Source organism: Collinsella aerofaciens, from assembly GCF_901212495.1.
Taxonomy (GTDB): Bacteria; Actinomycetota; Coriobacteriia; order Coriobacteriales; family Coriobacteriaceae; genus Collinsella; species Collinsella aerofaciens_H.
The window spans coordinates 94,013-106,601 of sequence record NZ_CAAKNY010000053.1 but is presented as its reverse complement, the minus strand read 5'-3'; the positions used below and the strand labels follow the sequence as shown (position 1 = coordinate 106,601).

The following is a 12,589-nucleotide window of genomic DNA, read 5'->3' as shown; positions in this document are numbered from 1 at the left end:
CCTACCTTTCTTTCGGGCCTTACTGGCCGAATCTCTCAGCGCCCCTCCGTAACGGGCACTGCTTGCTGACAGCTCTAGTTATATCCAAATTCCACTCGCAATTCCACATCGCCCCCGAACGGTCAACAAAGTACGATGAACGGTATATCACATGTGATTCCCCCATGATGTACTTCGGCGTTCTAAAGTAGATTTTCTAAGGTAAACGCTCTTTTTTCTCAAAAATCATTCGCAATGACAACTCCAATCTTTCGATTAATAATTGCATATCTACAACGCTTTTATGTATATAAATGACGCTTGTTCGTGTTACTGTCTGTCTTCGATGATATTCAGCTACCTATCATTCTTATTCACATATGCTCACCTGTTGAGTGAGGATATAGACCGTTTTTCACAACGCGACGGGCGTCAGCTCTATGGCTTGTCAGCGTAAGAAATAGGTAAAGATACCGTTCACGCGATACGTCCGTGCCATAGGTCGACTAAATTGAGACAATAGTGAATAGTGTTAGGCTACCGTCCCCTGTGGGGACTGAACGGACAGATGCATATGCCGAGCAAAATCGAAAAGAAGCAAGCCGCCGCAAAGCTGCGCAAACCGCCGCGGGACTTCTCGTACACGCAAAACCGAGAGCTCAGCTGGCTGCGCTTTGACAACCGCGTGCTCGACGAAGCTTTCGATGAGACCGTTCCGCTGTTCGAGCGTCTAAAGTTCGTGTCGATTTTCGAGTCTAACCTCGACGAATTTCTCATGGTGCGCGTGGGCGGCCTGTCCGATCTGGCAGAGCTCAAAATACAGCCTGTCGACAACAAGAGCAATATGACCGCCTCCGAACAGGTCGATGCTGTCATGGCCGAAATGCCTGGGCTCCTTACCCGATGGGAGTCCATCTTCAAGAGCATCGAGGGCAAGCTCGACACCCTGGGCGTTCACCGCGCCCGCATCGATTCGCTTACGCCCGAGGAGCGCACCTTTGTAGCCCGTTACTTTCAGGCCTACGTGTCGCCGGTCATCTCGCCGTTGGTGATCGACCCGCGCCACCCCTTCCCCAACCTGCGCAACGGTGCGCTCTACCTGGCTTGCGGCCTGGACGGCGTCACCGACGAGGAGAGCCTGCTGGGCCTGATCGAGATTCCCGCCTCGATGAACCGCGTGGTCGAGATCCCCTCGCCCACCGGCACCTACTCCTACATCTTGCTCGAGGACGTCATCCTCGCCTGCCTGGATAGCTGCTTTGGCTCTTATAAGCCGCTGGATCGCGCGCTCATCCGCGTCACCCGCAACGCCGACATCGATCCGGACGGCGAGGGCGTCGAAGAGGAAGAGGACTACCGCCAGCACATGAAGCGCATTCTCAAGAAGCGCCTGCGTCTGCAGCCGGTCGTGCTCGCAGTCTCGGGGTCGCTCGAGAAGGCGACGCTCAAGACCATCCGCAAGGCGCTCGAGCTTTCGCGCCGCTCTGTCTTTACCTGCGATATTCCGCTCGACCTAGGCTACGTCTTTGGCATTGAGGGCAAGATTCCCGAGCATCTGCGCAACGAGCTGCTCTTTACGCCGTTTAAGCCGCAGCCCAACCCCAACATCGACATGACCCGCTCCATCCGCGAGCAGGTGCTGCAGCACGACAAGCTGCTCTTTTATCCCTATGAGGCCATGAATCCGTTCTTGGACCTGGTGCACGAGGCCGCCTATGACCCCGAGTGCATCTCGTTGCGCATCACGCTCTACCGCGTGGCCAAGCAGAGCCGCCTGTGCGAGTCGCTGATCGATGCCGCCGAGAACGGCAAAGAGGTCACGGTGCTCATGGAGCTCCGCGCGCGCTTCGACGAGCAGAACAACATCGAGTGGGCCGAGCGCCTGGAAGAAGCGGGCTGCACCGTTATCTATGGCTCCGAGGGCTTTAAATGCCACTCAAAGATCTGCCAGCTCACCTATCGTGAGGGTATGGCGCTCACCCGCCTCACGCTGTTGGGCACCGGCAACTTTAACGAGAAGACGGCCAAGCTCTACAGCGACTTTATGCTCATGACCGCCCATCCCGGCATCGGCGAGGACGCCAACTTGTTCTTCCGCAACCTGTCGCTGGGCAACCTTCGCGGCGATTACCGATTCCTGGGCGTGGCGCCGGTCGGCCTGAAGCCGCTCATCATGCGCGGCCTGGATCGCGAGATCCAGCGCGCCCTCGCTGGCGAGCCCGCCCGTGTGTTCTTTAAGCTCAACTCGCTCACTGACCGCGAGGTCATCGACAAAATCGCCGAGGCATCGTGTGCAGGAGTCCGTGTGGACATGATCATCCGCGGCATCTCGTGCCTCAAGCCCGGCGTTCCGGGCAAGACCGAGAACGTACATGTCCGTTCTATCGTCGGACGCTTTTTGGAGCATGCGCGCGTTTACGCCTTTGGCGTGGACTCGGACATGATCTATCTGAGCTCGGCCGACATGATGACGCGCAACACCGAGCACCGCGTGGAGATCGCCTTCCCCGTGCTCGACCCCACCTGCCGCGCCATGGTGCACGAGTACATGGGCATGCAGCTGCGCGACAACGTGAAAGCCCGCAGCCTCACGAGCGACGGCACCTGGGTCCCCGTGGAGCGTGCAGAGGGCGAGAAACCCTTCAACTCGCAGGAAGCCCTGCTGGAGCGTGCCTATCGCAACGCCGAGGCCGCCGCGCAGCAGCGCGCACAGGAGAAGGAGCGTATGGTCGAAAAAGCTATTCAGGCCGAGGTTGAACATGGGGCAGTTGCCAAACCGGAAGCGGTTGCTGCTCCCCCGGTGAATGAGCCCGAGGCGGCCGCAGAGGACGGCGTGGAGAAAGCGACCGAGGCCGCTACCGCAACTCCGAAGCCCGCCGCCGAGGCAAAGCCCGCCCCTGCTCCTGAGCCGCAGCCGGCCACACCCGAGGTTCAGAAGGTCCAGGCGACCGTCATTGAGCCCGAGCCTGCACCTCAGCCCGAGCCGCAGGTCACCAAGCCCGCACCCGAGACGAGCGCCCGTCGCGATAAGCCCGCCGGCAAGACTAAGGCCATCGAGCGCCATCGCCCCGGTCGCGTGCGCATGGGCCTGGGCCTGATCGGTCTGGGTCTTAAGACGCTCATTACCGGCAAGACGAAATAGTCGTTTGTTGAAGCGGTTTGTAGAAGCGCCCCGTATTTGAGGAAAGCCTCGGATGCGGGGCGCTTTTCCCTGCTACCATGGTGCGAACAACAACGCGAATGACAGGCAGGAATATGAAGCTCACTATAGAATCGATGACCTACGGCACCGACGGGCTGGCGCACGCCGACAACGGCAAGGCCGTCTTTGTGCAGGGTGCCGTGGCAGGCGACACCGTCGAGGCCGAGGTCGTACAGGACGACAAGTCGTTCATGCGCGCCCGCACCACCGAGATTCTGGAGCCAAGCCCCGATCGCATTCAGCCTCCCTGCCCCTTCGTGGGCATCTGCGGCGGCTGCTCGTGGGGCAATCTCTCGCGCACGGCACAGCTCGCCGCCAAAGAGCAAAACCTGCGCTCCACACTCGAGCGCATCGGCAAGTTCGCTCCTGAGCAGGCAGATGAGTTGGTACAGCCCATCTGCCACACCAAGGACGACTGGGGCTACCGCAATAAAATCGAGCTCGAACCGACTGTCGTCAACGGTCGCGTGCGCCTTGGCATGCACGGTGTCGACCCCAGCAAAATCGTGACCGTCGATACGTGCCCGCTGTTCGACAAGCGCTTCCCGAAGGCGCTCAAATCGGTCGTCGGCGCACTCAACTATCTAAGCGGCAGCCATGACTTGGGCCTGGAGCGCGTGGGCATTCGCGCATCGCGCCGCACCAAGGCACTCGAAGTCGCACTCTGGACGCCCACAGGCTCTTTTCCGCGCTCGCAGGTCTCCCGCGTGCTGGCGGACGCCGTTCATCCCACGAGCATCGTGCGCGTGATGAGCAAGGGCGAAAAGAAGGCCCGCCGTGTCTCCAAGGTCGAAATGCTCGCCGGAGAGGGCTCATGGACCGAGAATATCGCCGAGGGTCAGATGCGCTTGTCTGCCCCGTCTTTTTTCCAGGTCAACACCAAGGGCGCCGAGATTTTGATTGAGCTCGTTATGGACGCACTCAATCCGCAGCAAGACGAGCTAGCCGTGGACCTGTACTGCGGCGCCGGACCCTTTACCCTTCCGCTCGCCCGCCGCTGCGATTATGTCGCCGCCGTCGAGGCCTACGGCCCGGCCGTGCGCGATCTACGCCGTAACCTGGAGATCAACAAGATCGATAACGTCGACGTCATCGGCGGCGACGCGGTGCGCGAGTTCCCCGATCAGGACGCCGATGTCCTGGTAGTCGATCCGCCGCGCGCAGGATTGGCGCCCGAGGCCGTCGACCTCATCGCGAGCACGAGTGCCCGCGATGTCGCCTACGTGAGCTGCGACCCGGCGACTCTGGCCCGCGACCTCAAGCGCTTTGTCGAGGAGGGCACCTTCTCCCCCGTCAAGATCACGCCGGTCGACCTATTCCCGCAAACCTTCCACTGCGAAACCGTCGTCCACCTCAAGCGCAACTAGACTGTTTGCCCAAGACCACGCCCGATGATTTTTCTAGGACGGGGATAAAATAATCAAATTTGTACCGATTGATTATTTTATCCCCGCCCCTTTTTAAACAATGGGAGATCGAGCGTGGCAAGCGGCGGTCTTCGGGGTATAAGACGGCTAATTGTATGCCGCCTATGAAAGGAACCCTTATGCCCAGCGTTGCCGTTCTTGCCGCCGATGGCTTTGAAACGATTGAATGCCTGACCATGGTCGATGTCATGCGTCGCGGTGGCGTGCGCGCCACGCTCGTCTCGATCATGCCCACGCGCGAGGTCGTAAGCTCGCTGCAGATTCCCGTAACTTGCGACGCACTCTTTGACGAGATCAACTTTGACGAGTATGACTGCATCGTGCTGCCCGGCGGTCTGCCCGGTGCCACCAACCTGCGCGCCGACCAGCGCGTCTGCGACGTAGTCTGCGAGTTCGCCGCGACCAAGCATGTTGCCGCCATCTGCGCCGCCCCGTTTATCCTGGGCGAGCTTGACCTGCTCAAGGGGCGCCACGCCACGTGCTTCCCCGGCTTTGAGAAGAGCTTCCCCGAGGGCGCCTATACCGGCGACAAGGTCACGCACGACGGCAACATCATCACCGCCAGCGGCATGGCCCAGTCGCTCCCCTTTGCGCTTGAGCTGCTGCGTACGCTCGCCGGCGACAAGGCTGTCGAGAAGGTTGCCGAGGGCATTCAGCTATGATTTTGGCTTCGCAATCACCGCGCCGCATCGAGTTGATGCGCGAAGCGGGCTACGACATCCGCGTCATTCCCGCTGACATCGACGAGACTCCTTTTGATGACGAGGCCCCGCTTACGCTTGTCGAGCGCTTAGCTCGCACTAAGGCTGCCGCCGTTGCCGCCGAGCACGCCGAGCCCAATGAGCTGACCATCGCGGCCGACACCATCGTCACCTTCGATGGCAAGATTTTGGGTAAGCCGGCAAGCGAGGATGAAGCCCGCACCATGCTCCACGAGCTCTCGGGGCGCACACACCAGGTCGCAACCGGCGTCTGCATCGTTAGAGCCGGAGACGCCACAGCCCCGCACGCCGCCGAGAGCCTGTCGTTTGTCGATGTGACCGACGTGACGTTCTATGAGCTCACCGACGAGCAGATTGAGCGCTACGTCGCCTCAGGCGAGCCCATGGACAAAGCCGGCGCCTACGGCATCCAGGGTGTCGGCGGGCGCATGCTCGTACATGATATTTCGGGCGACTTCTACAACGTGGTGGGCCTGCCCATCGCTCGCGTCGCGCGCGCGATTCAAAAACTATCATAATTGCATCTGGCGCTGGGTATCCCCCAGCGCCTACAATTTCGGCGTACCGTACGGATCCCGACCGGGCATAAGGCCCGGCGGAAAACCGATAGGAGTAAAACATGGATACACTGCTTGAGGCCATTGACGTTTGCGATGTCGATGGCTTTTGCTTTGGCAACTATACGGACGAGGAGGCCGGCACCGGTTGCACCGTAATCGTGGCACCCGAGGGCGCCACCGGCGGTGTTGACGTTCGCGGCGGTGCCCCGGCATCGCGCGAGACCGACCTGCTGCGTCCCGAGAACACCGTGGACAAGGTCCACGCCGTCTGCCTTTCGGGTGGATCGGCCTTTGGTCTGGAGGCCGCAAGCGGCGTCGCCCGCGAGCTCGAGAGCCGCGGCATCGGCCTTCCCGTCGGCCCCACGCAGGTGCCCATCGTGTGCTCCAGCTGCATCTTCGACCTCGCCTTTGGCGACGCCACCGTACGCCCCGACATTGAGGCTGGCATCTCCGCCGTGCGCGAGGCGCTCGACAACACCCCCACCACGCTCGAGCAGGGCAATGTAGGCGCCGGCACCGGTGCCACCGTGGGCAAGCTCATGGGCCCCGCCACCTGCATGAAGGCCGGCCTTGGCGCTGCCGCCGTGGCACTCGGCCCTGTTAAGGTGGGTGCCGTGGTCTCGGTCAACGCCTGCGGCAATGTCGTCGACCCCTTCACCGGCGAATGGGTCGCTGGTATGCGCGCTGCAGCAGATAGCGACCAGATCGTCGACATGGAGCTCGCAGCCTTTGCCGCCGCCGGCTCCATGCAAATGCCGCTCGACCGCACCAACACCACCATCAGCTGCATCGTCACCAACGTGGAGCTCACCAAGGCTCAGGCCACCAAGGTCTCCCAGATGGCAGCAGACGCCTATGCGCACACCATCCGCCCCACACACACCACCAACGACGGCGACACCATCTACACCCTCGCCAGCGGCAAACTAGACACTCAGACAAGCGCCGCCGTGCCCCTGGACCTGCTGGGTATGCTCGCCGTAAGGGCCCTACAGACCGCCATCGTCAACGGAGCAAAAAACGCCAAAACCTCCCACGGTGTTCCCGGCGCCGCGAAGTAATCTCACTCGACCGTCGGTCGGAGGCGGGCGGGCGTTACGTTTGCTGCTCTACAGTCCTATGCAAGACGAAGGCCACATTAAGTGGCCTTCTTTGCATGCGGAACTCGCGACAAACGTAACGCCCGCCCGCCTCCGGCCGACTACCAACCAAAATCTTTTCAGCCCAGGCCCCTGTGTACCGCGCGTCGAAGATCATCAAATTCAACTTGCTGACATAAAGCGAGACATAGCAGAGGACCCCTGGTCCTTAACTTGATACGAGTTCCGCACGCAAAGGAGGCGCCAGTGGCGCCTCCGTCTTGCGCAGGACTGTTCGAAGTAGCAAGTTAAGGACCAGGGGTCCCCGTTACCCGAGCGCTTCTGTGCTAGTTGAATTTGAAGATCTTTGAGGCAAGATGGTATAGGCCGAGTGTGGTTTTGTCTCCGGCCCGTCCACGCAGGTTGGTAAAGAATCCGATCACGCCGTAGCGAGCGCGACGATACATGCGCTCGTCGTATGCCTTCAGGTCCTTCCACAGCGTCTTCAGGCGCTCATCGGCACAATCTTCCTCAGAAAGCTTGGTGAGCACCGAGCAAATCGCCATCATCATGGTGAAGTAGCCCATCATGTACGAACGCAGACGCGAGGACTCAACGTCCTGGTACAGGTGGAACGATTCCATCATGATACGCGTTACGCGGAACTGCTGACCCAGGCGCTTGACCATCGTGGCCTCATTGACGCTCTGGCCCTCGCGACCGATAAAGTAGCGATAGAGGTCGATGTCGGCGTAGTACATGGTCTTGCAGCGCGGCAGCGGCACGTATGCGTAGATATTATCCACGTAGAACGTGTGTGCCGGCATAGGCAGATTGGACTCGCGCAGCACATCGGTGCGATAGCACAGGCTGTGCATGAGCAGGTTCTGATCGGGACGGAAGTGTCCGATCTGGTCCCAAGAGAAAATCTTTTTGCGCGGCAGGGCAAACTTGTAGCCAATAGCGGTATGCGTGCCCTCATAAACCTTCTCGTACACGTAGTTCGAGATAAACAGGTCGACGCGCTGGTCGCGCTCCTCAAAGCCACGCAGAATCGACAGCATGGTCGAAAGCGCCGCACCGTCGAGCCAGTCGTCCGAGTCAACGACCTTGTAGTACGTACCATGCGCCTCGCGCAGGCCCGAGAGGACGGCGATACCGTGGCCGCCATTCTCCTGGTGCACCGCGCGGATGATTCCAGGATAACGGGTCTCCCACTCGTCGGCCTTGGCGGCCGTCTCGTCCTTGGAGCCGTCATCGACGATGATGATCTCGATATCGGTGGCGTAATTGCTCCCCTTCAAGATGGAGGTGATGCAATGGTCCATGTCCTTGGCGGCGTTATACGAGGGAATACCGAATGTTATGACTTTATGCATGGCAGGCGATAATCTCATCCGAAAGATCGAGGGCGGAATTGGTCACGGCGTCCATATCGTAGTAACGATACTCGGCCAGACGACCCACCGGGTGGAAGTTCGTCAGGTTCTGGACGCGCTCAAGATAGCGCTCGTAGAGTTCACGGTTCTCGGGCTCCAGGATAGCGTAGTACGGCGTCTCGCCCGAGCCGGGCGTATAGGCCTTGGAGTACTCCTTCATGATGGTGGTCTTGCCGGGCAAAACCTGACCGGTCATGTTCTTGAACTCGGTGATGCGCGTATAGTCCTCGCTCGTGGTGTAGTTGACGGTGCCCACGGGCTGGAACTGATCCATATCGAGCGTCTCGAACTTCATATCGAGCGTGCGGTACGGCAGCGCGCCCAGGTCGAGGTTGAACAGCTCGTCGAGTGGACCGGTATAGACGATCTCGCCGCCATAGACCTTGCCGTCGATCTTGACGGTTGTCTCGTCGATTTCAAAGAGGTCACGGGCGTCTACGTCACAGAATACGTCGATCAGATCGTGATCGAGCATATGCTCGAACAGCGCGGTATAGCCGCACTGCGGCATGCCCTGAAAAGGAGCCTGCGGGAAGTAGCGATCGTCATCGCCCACAAAGACGGGAACGCGGCCGGTGATCGAGGAATCGATCTGGTCGGGCGTCTGACCCCACTGCTTCATGGTGTAATGCAAGAAGACGTTCTCGTAGACGTAATCGGCGACCTCGGCAAGATCCGGGTCATTCTTCTTGCGCAGCTCCATAATGGGCACCTTGACGTCCTTGCCAAAGGTCTCCACGAGCTTCTGATACAGTTCCTCGCCGCGCTCATCGCCAAAGGCAAGCTTAAGGCTCGCATGGTTAAAGGGCACGGGCATAAGGGTACCGTTGATGTTGGCGAGCACCTTGTGCTGGTAGTCCGTCCACTTGGTAAAGCGCGACAGGAAGTTATGCACGCGCTCGTTAAAGGTATGATAGATATGCGGACCATACTCGTGGACCAGGATTCCCGCCTCATCAGTGCAGTCGTAGGCGTTGCCCGCAATGTGGCTACGGCGCTCCAAAACGGCAACACGATAGCCGATGGTTTCGGCAAGACGGCGGGCGCAAACGGCACCGGCATAACCGGCGCCGACGACGATCATGTCGTACGCACCGGCATTAAAGCCTTCAGGCAGGCCTGAGGTAATCTGCATCGATACTCCTTGTCAAAAGCCACGGGCTCGTTAGCTGGGCTTTTCTCGAACATTCTTCGAGACATATTTATCAGAGCGATTATAGCGCTAATGCGTCCTATAATGAGCTTGCCACACAAGGAAAGCTCAAGCACCACGGCGTACATTATTGAAAGGTAAACCCGCTAGCAGCGGGTTTATTCGTGTGCAGCCGGGCGCCTGGAGCTTAGCGAAACGCTTGTAAGGAGTAACATGAGCGATTTCCTAAACCGTATGAAGTCTGCCGCCAAGGCCGACCTTAAGACGATCGTCCTGCCCGAGGGCGAGGACCCGCGCACCATCGTCGCGGCCACCAAGATCATCGAGGAGGGTCTGGCAAAGATCGTCATCCTTGGCCACCCCGACGAGATCGACGTTCCCGGCGCCACCGTCATCGACCCGCGCAATTCCGAGAAGCACGAGGAGTACGCGCAGAAGTTTGCCGAGCTCCGCGCCAAGAAGGGCGTCACCATCGAGCAGGCTCGCGCCCAGGTGATGGACGCCACCTACTTTGGCACCATGATGGTCAAGATGGGCGACGCCGACGGCCTGGTCTCCGGCGCCTGCCACTCCACTGCCGACACCCTGCGCCCTGCGCTTCAGATCCTCAAGACCGCCCCGGGCACCAAGCTGGTCTCGGCCTTCTTCGTGATGTGCACCGACACCCCGCAGTTCGGTACCGACGGCACGCTGATCTTCGCCGACTGCGGCCTCAACATCAACCCGTCCTCTGACGAGCTCTCCGAGATCGCCATCGCTTCGGCTCACTCCTGGTCCACCTTCATGGGCAACGTTGAGCCGCACGTTGCCATGCTCTCCTACTCCACCATGGGCTCCGCCGGTGGCGAGGTCGCCAAGAAGGTCCAGGAGGCCGTGAAGTTCTGCAAGGAGAAGGCTCCCGAGCTCGCCATCGATGGCGACCTGCAGCTCGATGCCGCTATCGTCCCCACCGTCGCCCAGCTCAAGGCCCCCGGCTCCTCCGTCGCCGGTAAGGCCAACGTGCTCGTGTTCCCCGACCTCGAGGCAGGCAACATCGGCTACAAGCTGGTCCAGCGCTTCGCCGGCGCCGACGCTTACGGCCCCATCCTGCAGGGCATCGCCAAGCCGGTTAACGACCTGTCACGCGGCTGCTCTGCCGACGACATCGTGGGTGTCGTGGCCATCACCGCCGTCCAGGCTCAGATGGCTGAGTAGCGGACGTATCCCCTCGGGACCCTACAGGGTAAACCTCTGAAAACGTCCTCGGACATGCATGAAGCCCCCGCTGCGCACTACGTGCGGCGGGGGCTTCATGCGTCCTGCGGAATGTTTTCAGAGGTTTACCCTGTAGGGTCCCTGCCGCCACGTGGCAATCAGGGCATCTGGGGTGGACGGCGGCTTGGCTACGAGCTGGGGTTGAGGATCTGAATGATTGGATGCCGTTGTTGGGAGCGCGGGCGTTGCTGGCGGTGATCACTTTGGGACCGAAATGGTGGCTGCGGTCTGATGTCTGGCCCACCGGAAAGTGAGTCCCGGTTTGGAGGCGGATTGTGGGATGTAGCTTCCGCTTGGGGGCTGTTTGGGAAACTGCGGGACGGAATTTTGCTCTATTGTGGGTTGCACTTTCCGCAACGCGCCTCAACCGGAAAGCGTGTCCCAGAATTTGCGATCAAAATGGGATGGAGTTTCCACCGTCCACCTGCCAGAAAAAAGGCCTCCGGAGCTGTTGCTCTGGAGGCCTTTCGTTTACACGCAAATGGGTGCGTTAGTTGTTCTTGGTTAGACGCTCGACGTCGTGGGCGATCATGTATTCCTCGTCGGTGGGGATGACCATGACCGTGACGGCGGAACCGGCCGCGCTGATGACCTGCGGGCCGTTGCCCACGGCTTCGCGGTTCTTGTTGTTGTCGATACGCACGCCCAGCCACTCAAAGCAGTCACAGAAGGCCTTGCGGATCGACCAGTCATTCTCGCCGATGCCGGCGGTAAAGGTAATGGTATCCACGCCCGCCATGGAGGCAATCATGGAACCGGCCTGCTGCATGGCCTTGTAGGCGAACATATCGAAGGCGAGCAGGCAGCGCTCGTCACCCTCGGAGGCGCGCGTTCGAATGTCACGGGCATCGTTGGAGATGCCCGAGATGGCAAGCAGACCGGACTGCTTGTTCATCATGTCGTCGACTTCCTGGTAGCTGTAGCCGCCCTCGCGCTGCAGGTAGCACACGGTAGCAGGATCGATGGAGCCGCAGCGGGTTCCCATCATCAGACCGTCAAGCGGCGTGAGGCCCATCGTGGTATCGCGGCAGACGCCGTCCTCGATAGCGGCAAGCGAGGCGCCGTTGCCCAGATGGCACGAGAGCAGGCGGTGGCAGCGCGAGCCCAGGATCTCCTTGGCCGTCATCCACTCGTAACGGTGGCTCGTACCGTGCGCACCGTACTTGCGCACGTGGTACTTGTCGCACACGTCCTTGGGCAGCGCGTAGGTGTAGGCGACCTCGGGCATGGTCATGTGGAACGAGGTGTCGAAGACGGCCACGTTGGGCAGCTCCGGATACTTCTCGCGGCAATACTCAATCGCCGCGGCCTCGCCGTAGTTGTGCAGCGGGGCGAGCGGGGCCACCTCAAGGATCTTAGCCATGACCTCATCGTCGACGACCGCGGAATCATCGAAGTGCCAGCCACCCTGAACGATACGGTGGCCGATGCCATCAATCGTAAAGTCGGTCTTCTCGAGCTCATCGAGCACGCGAGCGATAGCAGAGCGATGATCGGGGAAGGGCACCTCCTCGGTCTGCTTGGCGCCACCGTTCTCGGAGTGGCCAAAGATGCCCATCTCCGAGCCGATACGCTCGCAGTTGCCCTTGGCGAAAACCTCGCGGGTATCGGTATCCAAAAGCTGATATTTAAGGCTCGAGCTGCCGGCGTTGACAACAAGTACGTTCATGAGACTCCTTCGTGATTACAGTACGGTCGGCAAACCTATAAGGTGGCCGTACCCTTAATAAGAAGTTATCAGAATCCAATAAATATCTATCAAACTCTTCGCCCA

At 60.1% G+C, this 12,589-nt stretch carries 9 protein-coding genes; 6 read left to right on the top strand and 3 right to left on the bottom strand.

What is annotated here, in order from left to right:
- Positions 1–553 precede the first annotated feature (553 nt).
- The 5 genes from ppk1 to SFLMC1_RS06395 all read left to right on the top strand — a co-directional run bounded on the left by ppk1 (position 554) and on the right by SFLMC1_RS06395 (position 6,951).
- Positions 554–3,121, top strand: a complete 2,568-nt coding sequence (ppk1, locus tag SFLMC1_RS06415; protein WP_226814301.1) for a polyphosphate kinase 1 — start codon at positions 554–556, stop codon at positions 3,119–3,121.
- A gap of 98 nt (positions 3,122–3,219) precedes the next feature.
- Positions 3,220–4,548, top strand: coding sequence for a 23S rRNA (uracil(1939)-C(5))-methyltransferase RlmD (rlmD, locus tag SFLMC1_RS06410; RefSeq protein ID WP_154063915.1), 1,329 nt, complete (start codon positions 3,220–3,222; stop codon positions 4,546–4,548).
- Between the two features lie 179 nt (positions 4,549–4,727).
- Positions 4,728–5,270 (top strand): DJ-1 family glyoxalase III, encoded by a 543-nt coding sequence (locus SFLMC1_RS06405; RefSeq protein WP_152074796.1) that lies wholly within the window; start codon positions 4,728–4,730, stop codon positions 5,268–5,270.
- Positions 5,267–5,848, top strand: coding sequence for a Maf family protein (locus tag SFLMC1_RS06400; RefSeq protein WP_152074797.1), 582 nt, complete (start codon positions 5,267–5,269; stop codon positions 5,846–5,848). Before SFLMC1_RS06405 ends, SFLMC1_RS06400 begins: the two co-directional genes overlap by 4 nt.
- A gap of 101 nt (positions 5,849–5,949) precedes the next feature.
- Entirely contained in the window at positions 5,950–6,951 is a 1,002-nt protein-coding gene (locus SFLMC1_RS06395; RefSeq protein WP_152074798.1) for a P1 family peptidase, read from the top strand.
- Between the two features lie 365 nt (positions 6,952–7,316).
- Here SFLMC1_RS06395 and SFLMC1_RS06390 read toward each other — a convergent pair whose 3' ends face one another.
- Together SFLMC1_RS06390 and glf are read right to left on the bottom strand one after the other, a co-directional pair.
- Positions 7,317–8,348, bottom strand: a complete 1,032-nt coding sequence (locus tag SFLMC1_RS06390) for a glycosyltransferase family 2 protein (RefSeq protein ID WP_152074799.1) — start codon at positions 8,346–8,348, stop codon at positions 7,317–7,319.
- The gene (gene glf, locus SFLMC1_RS06385; RefSeq protein WP_152074800.1) at positions 8,341–9,543 is read right to left on the bottom strand and encodes a UDP-galactopyranose mutase; all 1,203 of its coding nucleotides are present in this window, start codon (positions 9,541–9,543) and stop codon (positions 8,341–8,343) included. Before glf ends, SFLMC1_RS06390 begins: the two co-directional genes overlap by 8 nt.
- A gap of 231 nt (positions 9,544–9,774) precedes the next feature.
- Here glf and pta point away from each other — a divergent pair, with 231 nt between their 5' ends.
- Positions 9,775–10,755, top strand: coding sequence for a phosphate acetyltransferase (gene pta / locus SFLMC1_RS06380; RefSeq protein WP_152074801.1), 981 nt, complete (start codon positions 9,775–9,777; stop codon positions 10,753–10,755).
- 550 nt (positions 10,756–11,305) lie between these two features.
- Here pta and SFLMC1_RS06375 read toward each other — a convergent pair.
- Positions 11,306–12,484, bottom strand: coding sequence for an acetate/propionate family kinase (locus tag SFLMC1_RS06375; RefSeq protein ID WP_152074802.1), 1,179 nt, complete (start codon positions 12,482–12,484; stop codon positions 11,306–11,308).
- Between the last annotated feature and the right edge of the window lie 105 nt (positions 12,485–12,589).